Source organism: Marinomonas sp. NPDC078689, from assembly GCF_044542435.1.
Classification (GTDB): Bacteria; Pseudomonadota; Gammaproteobacteria; order Pseudomonadales; family Marinomonadaceae; genus Marinomonas; species Marinomonas arenicola.
Genome location: NZ_JBITUJ010000001.1, coordinates 652,882 through 672,098 on the forward strand (window position 1 = coordinate 652,882; position 19,217 = coordinate 672,098).

Genomic DNA, 19,217 nt, shown 5'->3' on the forward strand with positions numbered 1-19,217 from the left:
ACCGGACTGAGTCCGGTTTTTTTATGCTTGCACTCAGCTCTTAAAGAAGAGCGAATGCCTTAGCGAGAACGGTAAACGATACGGCCTTTACTTAGGTCGTAAGGTGTTAGTTCTACTTTTACTTTGTCGCCAGTCAAGATGCGGATGTAGTTTTTGCGCATTTTTCCGGAGATGTGTGCGGTTACAACGTGTCCGTTTTCTAGTTCGACACGGAACATGGTGTTTGGCAACGTATCAATGATAGTGCCTTCCATTTCTAAGCTGTCTTCTTTTGCCACAATATGTGTCCTATGGTGTTAACTTTAAATTAGTAGACGCCGACCATGCCTATTTGACGGTCTGCAGACAAGGAGAGGAGTGGTCTCTACTTCGGCCGATTGATCGCTAAAAAATGGATTATCGTTGTTTAGCGACGTCTGAATTTTGATCGAGGCATATTTTGCCTAAAAAGACGACGTAAGGCAAACCCAGAAGGGTAATGCGCTGTGCTTATTTTAGACAATTGCCCTTTTTTTAGTCGAATGTCCCTAAATTGGCGAGTAATTGGTTTTTATTTGGCGTAATGATGAGTTCTGCAAGCGAAGAGGAGAAAGACTTTCTCGGCATCAATTGAGCACCTAAAGTAAGCAGGTGCTCAGACTCCACTTGGCAATCAATGAGTTCTATTTCGAGTTCTGAAGCGATTTTACAGAAGCCATTCAGCGCCATTTTTGATGCGTTAGGGCGCAGTGAAAACATAGACTCACCAAAAAACACTTTCCCCATAGCTACCCCATAAAAACCCCCAACGAGTTGGTTGTCGACTCGCGCTTCGATTGAATGCGCGTACCCTAACGCGTGCAATGCTTGGTAAGCCTGTTTGATGTCGCTGGATATCCAGGTGCCTTCTTTTTCACGCAGTGATGCACAGTGTTCCATAACTGCTTGAAAATCTTGATTGATGGTAAACGACCAGTTTTCTTTGTTGCGAGCTTTGCGAAGAGAGCGAGATTCATGGAACTCTGGCGGTCGTAAAACGCACCGTTCTTGTGGGTGCCACCATAAAATAGGGTCTGGGTCACTGTACCAAGGGAAGAAACCTTTGCTGTATAGATGAATAAGGCGAGCCGGAGAAAGGTCGCCACCAACCGCAGATAGGCCTTCTGGATCATCCAGTGCTTTGTCTGGGTCTGGGGTATCGTCGATACACTCTGTGAGCAAAACGAGCTCTTTTTCCGTGTTTTCTTGTTCTTGCATAAGAGAGGCGAGCCTTTGAGGGTAAAATGGCGACATGACAGTGGTGCGCATTTTAGCGTGAATTAAAATGACAATAAAACGGTGTTTTTACGCATTCTTTTTACAAAGGTGTCAGTTCTGTCTGTTTAGAGTTTATTATCTGTGTAAAAGCAAGGGTGTAATATTTTGACAAGGGCTTTTTATGGTAAGCTATGGGCACTTGCCGCTCAATTTTGGGTGGGTATTGATCTCTGATTTGGTATGAATAGGATGGACGTGTTTTGGCAGAAGAAATGAGTGAGTCTGGACGATCACCGATATGGGATATGTTTGCCAAACAGGCCGCGTTTATTGCAGCTCTGCTTTTTTTGTTTTTCTTTGCTTTGGCGATTTATTCTTACAGTCCTGATGACCCAGGTTGGTTTTACTCTGGGCGCGATGGTTCTATTCATAACTCGATGGGGCCGATAGGTGCCGTTATAGCCGATTTGTTTTCGGGCTTCTTTGGGTCATTGTTTTATTCGTTGCCGCCCTTGTTCTTATGGGTAGCGATTATTTTATGGCGTAATCCGCACAAACTGCTTCCTCTTAATAACACCTTGCTGTGTACGATTGGGGGCATCTTATACCTCTCTTTTGGCTCTGTATTATGTTACCTCCACACCGTAGGGTCTGCGTCATTACAGTATGGCGCCGGCGGTATTTTAGGTCGAGGGCTTGGTAATCTGTTAAATCGATTTATTGGTTACGATGGCGCCACCTTAGTTGGATTAGCATTTGTGGTGTTGGCATTTACCCTTTTATCGCAAGTTCACTGGTTAGCTTTAATCGATAAATTGGGTGAAAAAACCTTTAATTTAGTCATGCAGATACGAGAGAAGTGGCAGTCGAAAAAGGCGCAAAAGCGTGAGCGTACAGAAAAATTAGCCGATACAGAGGTTCAAGACGAACCAGAAGAGCCTGCAATTGTTCGCAAACGTCGTAAAAGTCGCCAAGAGCCAGTGGCCGCTAAAGAAGAAACGGTAGCGCTTAAAGAAGAACCTAGTGTTGCGCTTGAAGAAGATGAAAAAGCCACGAAAAAGCCATTTGCGCTATTTGGCTTGCTGTCTAAAAGTAAAAAAGCGGCAGCGTCTGAGCCAGAAACGCTTGTTGAAACGCCCCATGAAGACCCTAGTTTTTCTGGTTTAGACGACATCGCGATCGAAGAGGTCGATATGTCTTTCGGTGACACCTTATACATTGATGAGGAAGTGCCGAAAAAAGTGGCCTCCACGCCGCCAGCGCCAGCTAAGACAAGAACGCCAGCGACGGCAGTTGAAGAAGACCCTTTGATGGCTTCACCACCGGTGAAGCCTGAAGCAGCGCAACCTGACTCGATTGGGCAAAAAGTAGAAACAATTCCCAGTCATAAACCTGCTTTTCGAACCTTGTCTGAAGCTAAGCAGCTTGATTCGTTGGGCGGCCCCGTTTCGGCGGCTGACAGTGACACCCGTGCAGAGCCTGCCTATTTGCTACCGGATCGTAGCGTGCTAACTAAGCCGAAACCGAAGCAAGGTGGTTATACTGAGGACGAGTTATTGGCCTTGTCTGAATTATTAGAGCGCCGTCTGCAAGATTTTGGTGTTAAAGCGGAAGTGGTAGAAGTGAACCCTGGACCTGTGATTACACGCTTTGAGATTCAGCCGGCACCGGGTGTGAAAGTGTCAAGGATCACTAACCTTGCCAAAGATTTAGCCCGCTCCTTGAGTGTGATGAGTGTGCGCGTGGTTGAGGTGATCGCTGGTAAGTCCACCATAGGTATTGAAATTCCGAATCAGGTGCGTGATACCGTTTATTTCTCTGAAGTGATTAACTGTGAGATGTACGACAACGCAACTTCGCCGCTGACCTTGTCTCTTGGGCACGATATTTCCGGTGAGCCTGTGGTGGTGGATTTGGCCAAAATGCCGCATGTGCTAGTGGCTGGTACGACAGGGTCTGGTAAATCGGTGGGGGTGAACGCAATGATTTTAAGTATGTTGCTGAAATCCACTCCGGATGAAGTGCGAATGATCATGGTCGATCCTAAAATGCTTGAGTTGTCCATCTACGAAGGCATACCACATTTGTTGACGCCGGTTATCACGGATATGAAAGACGCCGCAAATGGGTTGCGTTGGTCGGTGGATGAGATGGAGCGCCGTTATAAGTTGATGTCCAAACTGGGTGTGCGAAACATCGCTGGTTACAACAAAAAAGTCCGCGAAGCGATTGAGGCAGGAAAACCTATCGAAGACCCATTGTGGCAACCTGAAATGGCCATGTTTTCGGAAGACGGAGTGGCGCGAACTGTGCCGCACTTAGAACCTTTGCCTTATATTGTCATCATTGTTGACGAATTTGCCGATATGATGATGATCGTTGGTAAAAAAGTGGAGGAGTTGATTGCCCGTATCGCGCAAAAAGCACGGGCGGCGGGAATTCATTTGATTCTAGCCACCCAGCGTCCATCGGTGGATGTGATTACGGGTCTGATTAAGGCCAATATTCCAACGCGAATGGCGTTTCAGGTTTCTTCAAAAATAGACTCGCGAACCATCTTGGATCAAGGTGGCGCAGATCAGTTACTCGGTATGGGCGATATGCTTTATTTGCCGGCTGGGTTACCGACTCCGATTCGTGTGCATGGCGCTTTTGTGTCTGACGAAGAAGTGCACGCGGTGGTCGAAGAGTGGAAAGAGCGAGGCGAGCCAGATTACATTAATGACGTTGTGACCAACCCTGAAGATCTTGTGTCTGGGGACGATAGTGAAGATAAAGACGTCTTGTATGATGATGCGGTACAAATAGTAATAGAAACGCGTAAAGCGTCGATATCGTCGATTCAGCGACGATTGAAAATAGGGTATAACCGTGCTGCCAATTTGGTGGAAGCAATGGAAGCCGCAGGCTTAGTCGGCCCGATGGGGACAAACGGTCAGCGTGACGTATTAATTCCTGAATAATGCAGTGGCAGAGGTCGGGGTCTAGGAGAGTGATTTTGATGTATAAAATGATGTTGGTGTTGTTGGTTCTGTTCGCGGGTGCGGCGAATGCTGAAAGTAGTGCGTCGGCTCAATTAACCCAGTTGCTGAATCAAAACCGTAATGTTGAAGGTGAGTTTCGTCAGTCAACATACGATGAGAAAGGTAATCAGGTTCAGGTAAGTAATGGCATATTTTTGCTGTCTAAGCCGAATAAATTCGTTTGGGACAGCGTATCGCCTTACGCTCAACGTATTATCTCCGATGGCAAAACTATTTTGGTGTGGGACGTAGACTTACAGCAAGCGACTAAAAAGCCGTTTGCAGGAACCGCCAGTAATTCTCCAGCGGCCTTATTGGGTCAGCCCGCAGAAAGTGTTCTACCACACTATGTTGTGACTAAGCTGGGTGATCATAAATACCGTCTTGAGCCAAAAAACAAAGAAGAGATGTTCAAAACACTGACCTTGGCGTTTAAAAACTCTAAAGTGAGTGCGATGAGTATTATTGATGGTCTTGGCCAAACGACTTTAATTGAGTTTAAGAAAGTGGAGCAGCATAAGGGAGTAGCAAACGCGAACTTCTCAATGGCGGTTCCTGATGATGTGGATGTCATTGTAGAAGGCCAGTAATGGACGATTTATTCGCCGATCAGCAATCTACAGGGTACCAGCCGCTCGCAGCAAGAATGCGTCCTACTAATTTGTCCGAATACATTGGTCAGTCTCATTTAGTAGGAGAAGGTCGACCATTACGTAGAATGGTCGAAACTGGACATTGCCATTCTTTTATTTTGTGGGGCCCACCAGGGGTTGGGAAAACGACTTTTGCACAGCTGTTATCCCATGCATTGGACGCGCAATTTATTGAAATTTCGGCGGTAATGTCAGGGGTCAAAGAGATTCGCGCCGCGGTCGAACAAGCCCAGCAGTTGCGTATGATGAAAGGGGCTCAAACGGTACTTTTTGTCGATGAGGTGCACCGCTTTAATAAGTCTCAGCAAGATGCGTTTTTGCCTTATATTGAAGACGGTACTTTTTTGTTTATTGGTGCGACCACAGAAAACCCTGCGTTTGAACTAAATTCTGCTTTGTTGTCACGGGCGCGAGTGTATCGACTAAAAACACCAACGGCAGATGACATTCAGCAAGTGTTGCAGCGCGCGTTAACAGACAGCGAAAAAGGCCTAGCGAGTGCTGGGTTGCTGTTGAGCGATAACGACCTGGCTATTTTGGCGCAGGCGGCCGACGGTGATATTCGTCGTGGCTTGAATTTTCTGGAAATATTATCGGATTTGGTCGAGCCGGGTACGGCGGTATCGCACGATCATCTAGAAGATGTGTTGGGCGGCAGTGTGCGTCGCTACGACCGCGGTGGTGATGTTTTCTACGATCAGATTTCCGCTTTTCATAAGTCGGTTCGAGGGTCATCTCCTGATGGTGCTCTGTATTGGATGGCTCGCATGTTGGATGGCGGCTGCGATCCTTTGTATATAGCGCGCCGTTTATTGGCGATTGCCTCAGAAGACATTGGCAACGCGGACCCTAGAGCGCTGCAAATTGGTCTCAATGCTTGGGATGTGTTCGAACGCGTCGGTCCCGGCGAAGGCAATAGAGCCATCGCTCAAGCGGCGGTCTATATGGCGTGTGCACCGAAAAGTAATGCGGTCTATATGGCGTTCAAACAAGCGATGAGCGATGTGGCCTCTCAGCCAAGCTATGAGGTGCCTAACCATTTGCGCAATGCGCCCACATCGTTGGCGAAAAGCATGGGCCATGGTGAAGAGTATCGTTATGCGCACAATGAAGAGAATGGGTATGCGGCGGGAGAGAATTATTTGCCAGAGCTTATTTCTGGGGCTCGTTACTACCATCCTACAGAGCGCGGTTTAGAAAAGAAGATTGCCGATAAATTAGCTTGGTTGTCAGAGTTAGACAGCCAAAGCCTTATTCAGCGCTATTCAAAGACACAATAAAGAGAGTTAATAATGTTTTACTTTATGATTGCCTTAGGCGGCGCGACAGGCGCACTGGGACGCTATGGAGCGACTCGATTCATCAATAACCATTGGCACCATCACTTTCCGTTAGCGACTATGTTAATTAATGTACTCGGTTGCTTTTTAATGGGCGTGGCTTTTGTGGTGATTAGTGAGAGAATACCGAGCTTAGAACCTTATCGACCGCTTATAATGGTGGGCTTGTTAGGCGCTTTTACGACTTTTTCTACCTTTTCCTTGGAAATTATCTCACTTATTAATATGCAGGCTTGGCTAAGTGCAGCAAGCTATTTATTATTAAGTTGTGGATTGGGTATTGCCGGTGTGGCGGCAGGAATAGCCTTGGCGCGTTTCGTTTAGGTTGTTATAGAGATATTTTATCTAGATTTTAAGCACGTTTTGTTTGTGCTTTCTCATATTGATTATTTTGTTAGAGGACTTTGTTGCACCGATGTTAGATATTAAAGCGCTTCGCGCTGATCCAGAAGCCATTGCGGCACAGCTTAAGAAAAAAGGCTACGAATTAGATGTTGCTCGTTTTTCTTCTTTAGAAGAGCGTCGTAAAGCGATTCAGGTGGAAACAGAGCAACTACAGCAGTCTCGCAATGCAGTTTCTAAACAAATCGGTCAGGCGATGAAGTCTGGAGACAAGGACAAAGCGGCTGAGCTAAAAGCGCAAACAGCAACCTTGGGTGATGATCTTGAGGCGGCAAAAACGCAGCTTAGCCAAGTTCAAGAAGAGTTTGAAAGCTTATTAGAAGGCATCCCAAACATCCCTCATTCTTCTGTTCCGGAAGGAAAAACCGAAGACGATAACATCGAAATTCGTCGTTGGGGACAACCAAAAGAATTTAGTTTTGAAGCAAAAGATCATGTTGATCTTGGTGAAGCGTTGGAAATGCTGGATTTTGAAGCCGCCGTTAAAATTACGGGTTCACGCTTCGCGGTTATGCGCAGCGACTTAGCGCGACTTCACCGTGCCTTAACTCAGTTTATGATTAATACTCATGCTGATGAACACGGTTACTCTGAAGTTTACGTGCCTTATTTAGTGAATTCGACTTCTTTAAAAGGCACGGGTCAGTTGCCGAAGTTTGAAGAAGACTTGTTTAAAGTGCCGGTAGACAAAGAAAGTGGCAATAACGACCTGTATTTGATTCCAACAGCGGAAGTGCCAGTCACCAACTTGGTGCGTAATGAAATTCTGAATGATGCAGACTTACATAAGAAGTTTGTTGCTCATACACCTTGTTTCCGTAGTGAAGCAGGAAGCTACGGTCGTGACACTCGCGGCATGATTCGCCAACATCAGTTTGAAAAAGTAGAGCTGGTTCATGTGTGCCGTCCTGACCGTTCTGAAGCTGTGCTTGAAGAGTTGGTTGGTCATGCGGAAGCCATTCTGCAAAAGCTAGAGCTACCGTACCGTACTGTGATTCTGTGTGGTGGTGACTTAGGTTTCTCTGCGCACAAAACGTATGACATTGAGGTTTGGTTGCCAGGGCAAGGTAAGTACCGTGAGATTTCTTCTTGTTCTAATATGTGGGACTTCCAAGCACGACGTATGCAAGCTCGCTGGCGTAACCCTGAAACTGGACGCCCAGAATTGGCACATACCTTGAATGGATCTGGTTTAGCGGTAGGTCGTACCTTGGTGGCCGTATTGGAAAATTACCAAAATGCCGATGGTACTGTGACTATTCCGGCCGTATTGCAGCCTTACATGGGCGGTAAAACAGTTTTGGAAAAAGCATAAGCTTTATTTAAAAAAAGCCTCTTTGGGGCTTTTTTTGTAAAACGAGATAATCTATGACAGGTAAAGTGTATTTAGTAGGCGCTGGACCAGGTGATCCAGAGCTGTTGACCATGAAAGCACATCGATTGATTACATCGGCCGATGTGGTGCTTTATGACCGTTTGGTTGGCGCAGAAATTATTGCTTTGATTCCAGAGGCTGCGGAAAAGATGTACGTCGGCAAAGCAAAATCGATGCACAGCTTGCCCCAGGAAGAAATTAATAGCCTGCTTGCTGTCAAAGCCAAAGAAGGGAAAATGGTGGTACGCCTTAAAGGTGGAGACCCTTTCATCTTTGGTCGTGGTGGTGAAGAGCTGGAAGAGCTGGTGCAAGAAAGCGTACCTTTTGAAGTGGTACCAGGTATTACGGCAGCAGCGGGTTGTGCCGCTTACGCTGGCATTCCGCTGACGCATCGAGATTATGCGCAATCAGTGCGTTTTCTTACTGGGCACTTGAAAGACGGAAGTACCGAATTGCCATGGGATGAGTTGGTTCACCCTGCGCAGACTCTAGTGATTTATATGGGCTTGACCGGTTTAGAAGAAATTAGCCAATCTCTTATTCGCTTTGGTATGGTGCCCTCTATGCCGGTGGCTGTGGTTGAAAAGGGCACGACCTCTGAGCAGAGAGTGTTTACTTCCACGATTCGAGATATTCTAGCGGTTACTAAGCAAAATGACGTGAAGTCGCCAGCATTGCTCATTATTGGTGATGTTGTGACCTTGCAGAATAAGCTGGAATGGCACGGAAAGTACTAAGATTCTTCGCAAAAAAATCACTGTAATGTCTTTAAAAAAGCGCCTTTTTCACAAATGAAGAAGGCGCTTTTTGCGTTTCTAGTAAGGTGTTACTTGAATGATCGCTTTATATGCAGTTGGCGGGTTTAGGCAAACCGGCAATCTTGGCGGCGAGTTTGGGTGGGCTACCAGGGAATAGCTTCATTAGGTAGATGCTTTTGCCTTTTTCAGGGCCAAGCTCTTTAGTCACGGCTTTAACCAGTGGTCTCATGGCGGGCGACACTTCAAATTTTTGATAGAAGTTTCTGAGTAAATGTATGATTTCCCAATGCGGCTCGGTCAGCTCTAGTGACTCTTTTTTAGCAAGGGACAAGGCGAGCTCTTCTGTCCAATCGTCGAGGTTCAGCAAGTAACCTTCTTCGTCCAAAGCAATATTATCTATATCTTTGTTCATGGTTTACCAACTTATGTTTGCGTCAGCAGAGAGAGTGATAGTCACCCATTCTTCATCGCTTAATGCTGTTCCTAGTGTCGGCGTTACGCCATAGGCTAAAGCATCGCTTTGTAAGTAAAAGAGCGACAGTTGTTTTGCTTCGATTAGGGCTTCGAGAATGCCATGCTGAGCGGTACTGCGCAGGATGGCTTCTTCTAGCAGCAGTACGGAATCGCCCAATTGGAGGGCGTTACGCCAAGTTTGCTCAATATCGGAAGGATACGCTAACTGATTTATTTGATGTAGTTGCATGATTAAAACCGAAATACATGTTGGTATTGTGAAAAGAGTGCGTGCCAGTCTTCTGAATCAAGGGCTTTAGTGCCAGACCAGATATTGCCCGCTCTCATTAGTTCGCTGTTTTTTTCGACATAGATGTTTTCAATGTCGTAGAACTCAAGCCCATCAAGTAGCTTGTGCAATTGTTTGCCGTCTGTCTTGTTGGGGGCTTGGTTATCATACAAGAGGGCAAGAGCCGCACCGGACAAGCAAAGGTCAACCGGCTGCTCAAAGGTTGCCAGCACCAGTGCAAGGTCTAAGCCTTCTTTGCAGGCAAGACTTGAGTAAGGGGAGCTGCTTAGGTGTATTAAGGTGTTGTTCATAGTGGTTACCTAAACTGTATGATTTTGCTTGTGGTGCTCATGAGTTCAATCAGTGTGCCGAGCCCTTCTAGTTGGAACCCTTCAGAGAGACTGTGTTGTGAGAGCTCATAGCGTTGGCTTTCTGTTTCATTAATAATGCCTCGACGAACAGACGCAGCGATGCATAAATAAAGTGGGATCGAGTGTGTTTTTGCCAGATCAGCCCACTCTTTCCTTAGGTCGATCTCGTCTCTTGGGGGTTGAGATAGCGCATTGCCAATCAGTACCGCTTCTTCATAAAAGAACACACCATCGAGTGTGTTCTCTGGATTAAGTAGGGCGGCTTTGAGAAATTTGAGGGCGCTATGGCAGGCTTTTGTTTGATAAGGAGAGCCTGTGATCAAGAGGGCGTAGTGCATTGAATCTGGTACCTTGCTGCAAGTAAGGGGTGAGTTTACCAATAAAAAAGGCCGCATGCAGCGGCCTTGTTTTATTCTGTATTACTTGGCAGTGATTAATCGTCGTTTGCCATGCCTAATAGTGATAGAACACTTAAGAACATGTTGTACAAAGAAACGTATAGGTTCACGGTTGCCATGATGTAGTTGGTTTCACCACCATTAATGATTTGGCTGGTTTGTAGCAAAATAATGGCCGCTGAAAACAGAGCAAAACCCGCTGAGATGAAGATTTGTAAAGCTGGCATTTGAACGAAAATACCCGCGATCACAGCAAACAATAGAACAAAGAAGCCTACTGTAATAAAGCCGTTCAAGAAGCTAAAGTCTTTCTTAGAAACCAGCGCATAAGCAGAAAGGCCTAAGAAGGATAGGCCTGTAATACCTAGTGCGCTCATGATCATGCTGGCGCCATTTGCCATGCTTAAATAAGCATTTAGAATTGGCCCAAGCGTAATGCCCATGAAACCAGTTAAAGCAAAAACACATAAAATGCCAAGTGAACTATTTTTGAATTTATGGGTTAGGAACAGCAAACCATAGAAACCGACCAAAGTGATGATCAGTCCTGGATGCGGTAAATTAAAGGCCAAGCTCATGCCCGCAGTGAAGGCGCTGAACAACAATGTTAGCGATAGCAACCCGTATGTGTTGCGGAGCGTTTTGTTGGCCGATTTGGACGTGTGTGTCGAAAGGGCTTCGGTATAACGCATGAGTGGTACTCCTTAAAGTTTATGTCTACCTTATGACTTAATATGAGGCCGTTAGTTCAAAAACTCAAGGTGTGTTTGAGATAGTTACAAACTGATACAAAAACACCGAGCTAGGCTCGGTGTTTTTAATGACAGTGGATAAATGACTTTTTGGTGTTTTTGACGCTTTATGCGACGACCGCTGCTTTATGGATCACCGCGCTTTGCTTGGTTTTGTGTTTTTCAACTTGCCTTGTGAGCTTGTCTACCATAGCGTCAATAGCATGAAATAACCTGTCTTCCGAGGAGGCGGCTGCGAAAATCTCTTTGCCGGGAAGATGAAGGGTGGCTTCTGCTTTTTGTTTTTTGCTGTCTTTTAATAAAATGATGTTTACCGTGGTGATTTGATCGGTAAGTTTTGACACCTTGCTGAATTTTTCAGTGATATGATCTTTGATAGCGGGGGTGACATCCAGGTGATGTCCAGTAATGTTAATTGTATGCATACAACTTTTCTCCTCAGTAAAGTTGATTTTAGGTAGGTATTTTTAGTGACCTACCGCCTGAGCATAGAAGCCCCTTTTGGTTGTGTCAATGAGGCTTAATGTAACGGTAATGTGACTGTCATCATTATTTGTTAGCGAAAAAAAGCAATTGTTTGCAGGCCAATGGTTTTACAGGTTATCGTGCTTATGGGGCGAGCTTTTGTTAGACTGAGGGGCTAAACGTGTGAAGCGAGAACGATGTTGAACAACGATTATTTATTACCTATTTCTTTTTCAATGGCGGCTCAGGTTGGCCTTGAAGAGACGGTACTTTTAACCTTTTTAAAACAACAGTCTTATGTGCTGAATTCTGCGGTTTTGAAAATGGACATTGCGCATCTTAGTGCGCAGCTTCCTTTTTGGACTGTGCCTATGGTGATGCGCTTACTGGCCAACTTACAGATTAGCCAACTGCTTAGCTTTCAGCGACAAGATCAGTCGTTAGAAATTCAGGTGATCCCAGCACAGAGCGCGGTAAAAGAAGACAAGCTTGGTCATCCTGAAGCTGACGATCCCTTGATGAATAAAGTAAACCGTTTGCAACAAGAGGCGCGCGACAACGCCAGCGGCAGTAGGGGCGCGCCAATGCAGCCTTCATCGCAATCGAATTTTACGCCGAAGTCGCCTCAGATGTCGTCGCCTAAAGCGAACTATGCGCCACGGCCTGCTGCTCGACATAATGATTTTTCTGCGCAACCGCCAGTGGTTAATGACCGTCGTGGCATCACGGATTTTGATTTGTATCTAGAGCAGAAAGAACGTTCTCGACAGCCGGATCAATGGCAGCCGGAAGAAGCAACGTTGGAGCAAATTACCCAAGCAGGTATCGGCAGAGAGTTTGCTTTATCGCTGCAGGCGGAATTTTTACTGCGCATCAAAGAGCAGCGTAAAAATGTCAGAACTTGGAACAGTGAATTTTTTAAATACGTAAAACGTCAGTGGCAGTACAAACAATCGGATCGGTCTTCATATGAAGGAACCTCAGGCAGTTCAAAATTTAATAAAACCTCTCGAGAGCAAGTTAGCGACGCCCTCACCAACATCCACGACACAGACTGGTAATACTCAGCAGGATACCCAACGTGACGAGGCGCAACAGCAAACTCGCGTGTTGGTTAATATGTTGTTTGCTCGTTTTAAAGCGATCTACACACATAAATTTGCCTCTGCTTACAGTAACCCAGACGAAGTGAAATTGGCGAAGCGAGAGTGGGCTGTTGCTTTAAAAGGCTTTCAGGAACCGTTATTGGCGTATGCGGTCGAACGTACCAAAGAAGTGTATGCATGGCCGCCGACCATTTCTGAATTTCTAAAACTGATCAACACGGCTTACAAAGCGTACGGTTTGTTGGACCCACGTTCGGCGTATTTAGAAGCTTGTGCTTGTCGCTCAGACCCTCTTTTGTATGCTTGGTCGCACCCTGCGGTTTACTTTGCAGGCTCGCAAACCGGCTGGTACAAACTTAAGTCTGAAGAGGAACGTGTTTCATGGCCGCTTTACGAAGAAAACTACATCAAGGTGGTTGATCGGGTTATTTCTGGCGAACGTCTTATTATCCCAAGGGTTGCTATGATCGAAAATAAGCACTCCGAGGGAATCGATGTGCTTATTAGTGACATTGCCAAGGCATTAAAATTGCCAGAAGAAGAGGTTGCTCCGGTGCTTTACTACACTCAAAAGACCTTGGGAACAGGCATTCGTCAGCGCTATCGCCTTATAGCGCAGGAGAAACTTAAGTTAATGGGGTATAACGGAATACTACCTGAGTAAAAATTCATTTCATTAAACAGTTATTTTGTTAGATAAATAAATGTTCTCAGTGCTATGAGACTGGTGTCATTCTGGTTAACATAGTGAAAGAGGACTAAGTTAACTAGTTGGTAAGGTGGTTTCTTTGTTGAAAATCCTGATAGTTGATGATCATGATATGGTAGGGCAGGGTATTAGCCGTGTCTTGCAGGATGTCGCAGGTGTGGATGTTGTGGGCATTGTTCACAGCGGTGAAGACGCTATTGTACAGTCGCGTGCGTTGCTTCCTGATATTGTGTTAATGGATGTGCATATGCCAGGCATTGGCGGCCTAGGAGCGACAAAAGAAATTAAACGACTGACGCCAAAAGTAAAAGTCATTGCGTTGTCGGCATTAGAAGACAGCCTATACCCAGTAAAGTTGTTAGAAGCGGGCGCTTCTGGCTACTTAACAAAAGGTACGAATACAGAAGAGCTGTTAGAAGCTTTGCATGCGGTCCACAAAGGTGGTCATTATATTGCTAAGAGCGTGGCTCAGAAAATGGCGCTGGCCAAATACTCCATTGATAGCAAAGGGTCGCCATTAGAGTCTTTGTCAGATAGAGAATTGCAAGTGGCTCAAATGATCGTAGACTGCAAAAGGTCGACCGAGATCGCAGAGCATTTAAATGTTAGCCCTAAAACCGTTAGTACCTACCGAACACGTATTTTTTCCAAATTGAATATAGAAAGTGATGTTGAGCTTATTCATCTGGCGGTGCGTTATAATGTCCTTGGTATGGGGTCGTAAACGAGGTTTGTTTGACTCACTCAGAATTTGATCCAAAGCACTTTGTTAGCCATCTAACAACTCGACCTGGCGTCTATAGAATGTATGGCAAGGGAGAGTTGCTGTATGTCGGAAAGGCGAAAAACTTAAAAAGTCGCGTATCCAGTTATTTTCGGGCAACCGGGCTTACCACCAAAACCATGGCGTTGGTGAGTCGTATAGACGACATTGAAATCACGGTCACCAAGAGTGAAACCGAAGCTCTGTTGCTTGAGCAAACACTCATTAAACAGCATCGCCCGCCTTACAATATCCTGTTGCGGGACGATAAATCCTACCCTTATATTCTGCTCTCCAATCACCATCATCCGGCTCTATTGTTTCGTCGTGGCACCAAAACCGATTCAGGTAAATTGTATGGGCCTTTTCCTAGTGGAACCGCTGTTCGAGAAAGTTTGAGCACCATGCAAAAGGTGTTCAAAGTTCGCCAATGCGAAGATGGCACCTATGCGAACCGATCCAGACCTTGCCTCCAATATCAAATCAAACGATGCTCAGGGCCGTGTGTTGGCTTAATTGACGATGCTCAATACGCGGATGATGTGCGACATGCTAGGATGTTTCTTGAAGGTAAGAGCCAAGAGTTAACGGGCGAAATTTCTGAGAAGATGAAAGCCGCCGCATTGGATATGGCGTTTGAGCGGGCGGCAGAGCTACGCGATCAAATGATCCAGCTTAAGCATATACAAGAGCAGCAGGATGTCTACGGTCAAACTGGGGATGCAGACGTATTGGCAGCGATCATTCAGCCTGGTGGTTTGTGTGTCCATGTGATGATGGTGCGACACGGTAAAGTCATTGGTAGCAAAAGTTATTATCCAAAAATGCCCATTGAAATAGCCGAAGGGGAATTGTTATCGTCGTTCATTGCGCAGTTCTATTTGGGCGGCATTCAAGAGTTGCCAAAGGTGATTATTACCAGCCATGAGCTGGAGGACAGCGACGCCTTGGTCGAAGGTATTTTTGAAACGACACAAAAACGCATAGAAGTGTTGCATAATGTTCGTGGTCAGCGTGCACGTTGGATGGATCTGGCAAAACTCAACGCTGAGCAAGGCTTGCAGTCACGTTTATCGGATAAACGTAATCATTTTAGCCGCGTGACCGCATTGCAAAAATTGTTAGGCTTTACCGATCCGCCAAGTCACATGGAATGTTTTGATATCAGTCACTCAAGTGGTGAGGCAACTGTCGCATCGTGTGTGGTGTTTGGTCCTGATGGGCCGGATAAAAAACGTTATCGCTCATTTAATATAGAAGGCGTGGAGCCGGGCGATGATTATGGCGCCATGAAGCAAGCCCTGACCCGACGTTATAAGCGGGTCAAAAGTGGTGAGCTAGACACACCGGACGTGTTGTTGATTGATGGCGGTAAAGGTCAGTTAACGCAAGCGGAAGAGGTTTTAAAAGAGTTAGGGTTGGTTAATATCTTTTTATTGGGTGTTGCCAAAGGGGATACTCGTAAACCAGGCCTTGAAACCTTGTACATAGGCTCTAAAGAAGACGAAGTGGTATTGCCACCAGATTCTTCAGCGCTTCACCTGATACAGCACATACGAGATGAGGCGCACAGATTTGCAGTGAAAAGCCATCGTCGCCGTCGAGATAAGAAAAGGCGGCATTCGGTGTTGGAAGATATTCCCGGTATTGGCCCTAGTCGACGTAAAGAATTATTGTCTACTTTTGGGGGTTACCAAGAGTTATTAGCCGCCAGCCAAGCTGATATTGCTAAGGTAAAAGGCATAGGTGTGAAGAAAGCCGAAGAAATTTATTTGCACCTGCATAAGAGTTGATTTTGTTGTACGTTTTACAGACTGAAATAGGAAAAAAATGAACATACCGAATATATTAACCTCCCTGCGGATTTTTATGATCCCGATTTTGGTGGCTATTTATTATTTGCCGTGGGAAGGGCGTTATTACACGTGTGCAGCGGTGTTTGCTGTGGCTGCTTGGACGGACTGGCTTGATGGCTATTTAGCAAGAAAGCTGAATCAGACAACGCCATTTGGCGCCTTCTTTGATCCCGTGGCTGACAAGCTTATGGTGTCGGTGGCCTTGGTTATGTTGGTAGCGAGTTACTCAGATCCATTAATGACACTTGCAGGGGCCGTTATTGTTGGTCGCGAGATTGTGATTTCAGCGCTGCGTGAGTGGATGGCTGAAATGGGCAAGCGCGCCAGTGTGGCGGTGTCTTATATTGGTAAGTTGAAAACCGCCATGCAAATGTTGGCGATCTTTATTTTATTAGGTAGCCCGCCGGGAACCATGTGGTCAGTATTTGGCCTATCTGTGTTGGTTGTCGCGGCGTTATTAACGCTTTGGTCTATGTATATTTACTTAAAAGCCGCGTGGCCGGACTTGGTGCCTAAGAAAGCGGACAAAAAATAATCTAAATGAAAAAAAGTCGCTAAGTTAGCTATTTATTTAGATTTTTTCCTTGACGTGAAAGTTCAAATGCATAGAATATGCACCATCTTTTGAGACGCGGGAATAGCTCAGTGGTAGAGCACAACCTTGCCAAGGTTGGGGTCGCGAGTTCGAGCCTCGTTTCCCGCTCCACTTAAAAGATGTCTGATATATTGAAGGCCGGATGGCAGAGTGGTCATGCAGCGGACTGCAACTCCGTGAACGCCGGTTCGATTCCGACTCCGGCCTCCATATCAGAAATGCCCGGGTGGTGAAATTGGTAGACACACAAGACTTAAAATCTTGCGCTGAATAAGCGTACCGGTTCGATTCCGGTCCCGGGCACCATTTATGGTGCCTTTTTTTTGTCCAAATTTTGTTATCCCTCTCAATTCTAAATCCCTATCTCTTGTTAATCCTTCTTGTGTTTCCTTGTTACTCTTCAAAACATCCAACTGATTATTTCTACCTTAAGGTTCATACCAACCTAAGTCGTAAATGACTCAGAGAGCGCATACAAGCAATTTTATTGAATTGGCAGTCTCTAATATCTTCGAATACGTCCAACTCCCCGTGGAGCTGGCCTAGCATCGAACTAAACTTCGTCTTCATTATGCTTTTAAAAAAGGACTGGCTAGGGGGGGTCATTCAAAACTGGCAACCGCAAAGAAGTAGAAGCGACTGCCATCGCCTTGTAAAGAGCCGAGCCAATCGATTTATTACGCTGTGATTGGCTCCCAAGTATCGTCAGATTGGAAGCACACCAACTTTGGGCGTAAGATACAAAAGGTGATAGAGCTCAGAAAGCGGGCATCCGCTTATCATCCTAACGGAACAAGAGTGGACTAGGTTTATTGTAAATAGTTAAGAAATGAAACTTCTATAAAAAATAACAAATAGACGGAATATAGTATGGCAACTTATCAGGACACTGAAACAGGAAAACTTTATGGTCTAGCTGATTATATTGACCTTTCGACCTACGATAATCCAAGAATTCCGAAAACTTTAACAGATAAGATTATTGAAAAACCAAGTGATGATCACTTTTGGTATCTAGGTGAGTGGGTGCACATGTCAGAATTACCAGAAGGCTACCAAGAGCCAATAACCAAAGCTCCTATTTTCAATCCGGCTTGGGTTGCATTTTTATTTCCTTTAGGAACTTTTGTTTGGCCAGATGATGAGGATTTATTAAATTATACTCTTGATGATATTAATATGCATAGATGTGATAGGAGGAGATATAAAAGAGTTTCAATGTCACTGAAAATAGATGACGATCATGAACTTCCTGTCTTAATTTCTCATGATGGAGCATTAGCTTTAGCATTAAACCCTCAAACTATATCTGCAGATAAAGCTGTAGAGAAAATTAATCGTATAAAGGGGGCTTTATTTCTCGGTGGTCTTACTCAAATAGAAGCAACTGATTATAAGAACCTTGAGGTAGGATCGTTGTCTATTGATGATGATCTTATAGAGTCTAATATATCAAGCCATCACAATAGATTAAGAAATAATGAGCTGACAACCTCGGAAAATATTTTGCTCCTTAACCCACGTTATATTAATGTTTCAACGATAAATTCTTCTTATATTGAAGGGTGTGGAATATTAAAAATAATTGATAATTTGATACCAGATTTTATTGTTAAAGGTCACTCAGCGCTTGTTTCGTGGAACTTATCTGATGCTCTTAGCAATTTATGGATTGTAGTTGAACAAATAATTCAGTTTATAGTCGATAAAAAAATAGGGCCAAATATCAGAGAGAAATCTAAAAAAACACAAAATTTATATAAAAAAATTAAATCGGATTATAAATGCAATACAATGATAAATAAGCTATAGCTTGCTAAAAAGGCAGATTATTTAAATAAGAATCTACATTCAAATTTAAATAAATCTAGAAGGTCTCGTAATGATTTAGCTCACAAAGGTATAACGCCAGAATTAATTAGAGTTGAAACACTATGGTTTGATATTTTAGATCTGATAAATGTAGCCAGCAATATTTCATTGAAAAATCTAATTGAAAGAACTTCTGAAACAACGACTAAACCATATGTGCTTAGAAAAATTTATCCTCCAAGATTAGCTGAAATAAGAGATATTGAACGTTTAAACTTTGGTAGTTGGGAAAAATATAAGAAGTAATGGTGACACCTAAATTCAGATAATAAGTGCGACACTGCTAATCAGGTGTAGAGGAAGCCAACTGCTGAAGTTGGTATGATTCTTCTTACCACAGAACAAAGCAGTACCAACATGAATTATCAGCAGTTGACCGAAGGCAAAAGATACCAGATTTCGGCTCTTTTAGGGCAAGAAATATCAGTGACAAATATTGCACGAACACTGAATTGTCATAGAGCCACGATTTATCGTGAGTTAAAACGGAATAAAAAAACAAAAAAATATTGTCCTGACAAAGCTCAACAAGCTTGTTTGATAAGGCGAAAGGCATCCGCTAAATATCGCATACCATCAAAGACGATTGACTTTATTCGTATTTTAGTTGAAATCGACTGGAGTCCTGAGCAAATCTCCAACGTACTCAAAAACTGTGGCGTTCCTGTTAGTCATGAATGGATTTATCAATATATCCATGATGACAAAAAAAACAAAGGGACGCTTTATCGCCATTTGAGACAAGGAAAAAAACGCTACAGGAAAGGTCAACGAACGAAAACAGAAGTGATTAAAAACAAG

General features: G+C 44.5%; 21 protein-coding genes and 3 tRNA genes. 16 read left to right on the forward strand and 8 right to left on the reverse strand.

Going from position 1 to position 19,217, the window contains the following annotated elements:
- Window positions 1–59: 59 nt before the first annotated feature.
- Together infA and aat are read right to left on the reverse strand one after the other, a co-directional pair.
- On the reverse strand, window positions 60–278 hold the full coding sequence (gene infA / locus ACIGBN_RS02985; protein ID WP_115896003.1) for a translation initiation factor IF-1: 219 nt from the start codon (window positions 276–278) through the stop codon (window positions 60–62).
- Between the two features lie 235 nt (window positions 279–513).
- On the reverse strand, window positions 514–1,236 hold the full coding sequence (gene aat / locus ACIGBN_RS02990) for a leucyl/phenylalanyl-tRNA--protein transferase (RefSeq protein ID WP_133001539.1): 723 nt from the start codon (window positions 1,234–1,236) through the stop codon (window positions 514–516).
- A 260-nt stretch (window positions 1,237–1,496) separates the two neighbouring features.
- On the opposite strand from aat, the gene ACIGBN_RS02995 reads away from it, so the two are divergent.
- From ACIGBN_RS02995 to cobA, 6 genes are all read left to right on the forward strand, one after another.
- Window positions 1,497–4,199 carry a DNA translocase FtsK gene (locus ACIGBN_RS02995; RefSeq protein ID WP_396663567.1) on the forward strand — a complete coding sequence of 901 codons (2,703 nt, stop codon included), beginning with the start codon at window positions 1,497–1,499 and terminating at the stop codon, window positions 4,197–4,199.
- Window positions 4,200–4,237: 38 nt separating this feature from the next.
- Complete coding sequence (gene lolA / locus ACIGBN_RS03000) at window positions 4,238–4,849, forward strand: outer membrane lipoprotein chaperone LolA (RefSeq protein ID WP_133002093.1); 612 nt, start codon at window positions 4,238–4,240, stop codon at window positions 4,847–4,849.
- Window positions 4,849–6,192: a replication-associated recombination protein A gene (locus tag ACIGBN_RS03005; RefSeq protein WP_133001538.1), complete on the forward strand. Its 1,344-nt coding sequence runs from the start codon at window positions 4,849–4,851 to the stop codon at window positions 6,190–6,192. Before lolA ends, ACIGBN_RS03005 begins: the two co-directional genes overlap by 1 nt.
- A 12-nt stretch (window positions 6,193–6,204) precedes the next feature.
- Window positions 6,205–6,576, forward strand: coding sequence for a fluoride efflux transporter CrcB (crcB, locus tag ACIGBN_RS03010; protein ID WP_133001537.1), 372 nt, complete (start codon window positions 6,205–6,207; stop codon window positions 6,574–6,576).
- 91 nt (window positions 6,577–6,667) lie between these two features.
- Entirely contained in the window at window positions 6,668–7,969 is a 1,302-nt protein-coding gene (gene serS, locus ACIGBN_RS03015; protein ID WP_396663569.1) for a serine--tRNA ligase, read from the forward strand.
- A 53-nt stretch (window positions 7,970–8,022) separates the two neighbouring features.
- Window positions 8,023–8,766, forward strand: coding sequence for a uroporphyrinogen-III C-methyltransferase (gene cobA, locus ACIGBN_RS03020; protein WP_396663571.1), 744 nt, complete (start codon window positions 8,023–8,025; stop codon window positions 8,764–8,766).
- 106 nt (window positions 8,767–8,872) lie between these two features.
- Here cobA and ACIGBN_RS03025 read toward each other — a convergent pair whose 3' ends face one another.
- The 6 genes from ACIGBN_RS03025 to hpf form a co-directional block, all read right to left on the reverse strand.
- Entirely contained in the window at window positions 8,873–9,199 is a 327-nt protein-coding gene (locus tag ACIGBN_RS03025) for a TusE/DsrC/DsvC family sulfur relay protein (protein ID WP_133001534.1), read from the reverse strand.
- Window positions 9,200–9,202: 3 nt separating this feature from the next.
- Complete coding sequence (locus tag ACIGBN_RS03030; RefSeq protein WP_133001533.1) at window positions 9,203–9,490, reverse strand: DsrH/TusB family sulfur metabolism protein; 288 nt, start codon at window positions 9,488–9,490, stop codon at window positions 9,203–9,205.
- A 2-nt stretch (window positions 9,491–9,492) separates the two neighbouring features.
- Window positions 9,493–9,840 carry a DsrE family protein gene (locus tag ACIGBN_RS03035; RefSeq protein ID WP_133001532.1) on the reverse strand — a complete coding sequence of 116 codons (348 nt, stop codon included), beginning with the start codon at window positions 9,838–9,840 and terminating at the stop codon, window positions 9,493–9,495.
- 5 nt (window positions 9,841–9,845) lie between these two features.
- A complete protein-coding gene (tusD, locus tag ACIGBN_RS03040) occupies window positions 9,846–10,238 on the reverse strand; it encodes a sulfurtransferase complex subunit TusD (protein WP_133001531.1) in 393 nt (130 codons plus the stop codon).
- Between the two features lie 95 nt (window positions 10,239–10,333).
- On the reverse strand, window positions 10,334–10,990 hold the full coding sequence (locus ACIGBN_RS03045; protein WP_133001530.1) for a Bax inhibitor-1/YccA family protein: 657 nt from the start codon (window positions 10,988–10,990) through the stop codon (window positions 10,334–10,336).
- A gap of 167 nt (window positions 10,991–11,157) precedes the next feature.
- Window positions 11,158–11,475, reverse strand: a complete 318-nt coding sequence (hpf, locus tag ACIGBN_RS03050; RefSeq protein WP_396663575.1) for a ribosome hibernation-promoting factor, HPF/YfiA family — start codon at window positions 11,473–11,475, stop codon at window positions 11,158–11,160.
- Between the two features lie 237 nt (window positions 11,476–11,712).
- Here hpf and ACIGBN_RS03055 point away from each other — a divergent pair, with 237 nt between their 5' ends.
- The 10 genes from ACIGBN_RS03055 to ACIGBN_RS03100 form a co-directional block, all read left to right on the forward strand.
- Complete coding sequence (locus tag ACIGBN_RS03055) at window positions 11,713–12,576, forward strand: DnaT-like ssDNA-binding domain-containing protein (protein WP_133001528.1); 864 nt, start codon at window positions 11,713–11,715, stop codon at window positions 12,574–12,576.
- Window positions 12,577–12,622: 46 nt separating this feature from the next.
- Window positions 12,623–13,285 (forward strand): replication protein P, encoded by a 663-nt coding sequence (locus ACIGBN_RS03060; protein WP_243711895.1) that lies wholly within the window; start codon window positions 12,623–12,625, stop codon window positions 13,283–13,285.
- Between the two features lie 124 nt (window positions 13,286–13,409).
- Entirely contained in the window at window positions 13,410–14,054 is a 645-nt protein-coding gene (locus tag ACIGBN_RS03065) for a response regulator (RefSeq protein ID WP_133001527.1), read from the forward strand.
- 11 nt (window positions 14,055–14,065) lie between these two features.
- Complete coding sequence (gene uvrC, locus ACIGBN_RS03070; RefSeq protein ID WP_133001526.1) at window positions 14,066–15,886, forward strand: excinuclease ABC subunit UvrC; 1,821 nt, start codon at window positions 14,066–14,068, stop codon at window positions 15,884–15,886.
- A 37-nt stretch (window positions 15,887–15,923) separates the two neighbouring features.
- Window positions 15,924–16,484 carry a CDP-diacylglycerol--glycerol-3-phosphate 3-phosphatidyltransferase gene (gene pgsA, locus ACIGBN_RS03075; RefSeq protein WP_133001525.1) on the forward strand — a complete coding sequence of 187 codons (561 nt, stop codon included), beginning with the start codon at window positions 15,924–15,926 and terminating at the stop codon, window positions 16,482–16,484.
- A 96-nt stretch (window positions 16,485–16,580) separates the two neighbouring features.
- Window positions 16,581–16,655 (forward strand) — tRNA-Gly (locus ACIGBN_RS03080).
- A gap of 25 nt (window positions 16,656–16,680) precedes the next feature.
- A tRNA-Cys gene (locus ACIGBN_RS03085) sits at window positions 16,681–16,754 on the forward strand.
- 10 nt (window positions 16,755–16,764) lie between these two features.
- Window positions 16,765–16,850: transfer RNA gene (locus tag ACIGBN_RS03090), tRNA-Leu, on the forward strand.
- A 564-nt stretch (window positions 16,851–17,414) separates the two neighbouring features.
- The gene (locus tag ACIGBN_RS03095) at window positions 17,415–18,356 is read left to right on the forward strand and encodes a hypothetical protein (protein ID WP_396663579.1); all 942 of its coding nucleotides are present in this window, start codon (window positions 17,415–17,417) and stop codon (window positions 18,354–18,356) included.
- A 381-nt stretch (window positions 18,357–18,737) separates the two neighbouring features.
- Window positions 18,738–19,217: IS30 family transposase (locus tag ACIGBN_RS03100; RefSeq protein WP_396663581.1), on the forward strand; the 480-nt coding region annotated here is incomplete at its 3' end.